This window comes from Streptomyces boncukensis, from assembly GCF_011045075.1.
GTDB lineage: Bacteria > Actinomycetota > Actinomycetes > Streptomycetales > Streptomycetaceae > Streptomyces > Streptomyces boncukensis.
In genome coordinates this window covers 1-379 of sequence record NZ_JAAKZZ010001140.1, presented here as the reverse complement: position 1 = coordinate 379, position 379 = coordinate 1, and the positions used below count along the sequence as shown (strand labels likewise).

Sequence of the window (379 nt, the reverse complement as noted above, 5' to 3'; positions counted from 1 at the left end):
CTCCGCTGCGGGGCCTACGTCCCCCTGACGCTCAACGGCTGGCAGGTCCTCGGCGAGGGGCGGAGCGGCCGCCGCCCCTCGGCGGTGGCCGGGCCCGCCACCGCCGAGGCCGCGCCGGACGCGACCGTACGCAGGGCCGCTTCCCGGGACCCCGCCTCGCGTGTGCCCGTGGCGCGTGGCGTGATAGCGCCCGAGGCGACACCGCGTGAGGCCGCGTCGCCTGGGGCGGCAGCCAGGAGTCGAGCACGGGCGGCGGGGCGGAGGGCTCCGCGGGCGGCCCCCGCCGCCGGCGGGGCGGACGCCGCCGCCTCGTAACACGGGCGGAGCACCAGGGGCCGCTCAGCCGGAGAGACCGCGGCAGGGTGGCACGGGGCAAGCC

Annotated in this window: 1 pseudogene; it reads left to right on the top strand. The window is 81.3% G+C overall.

Annotated features, from left to right (window positions below):
* Window positions 1-315 (top strand): annotated as a pseudogene (locus tag G5C65_RS38855) (hypothetical protein); the annotation flags it as partial.
* Window positions 316-379 lie beyond the last annotated feature (64 nt).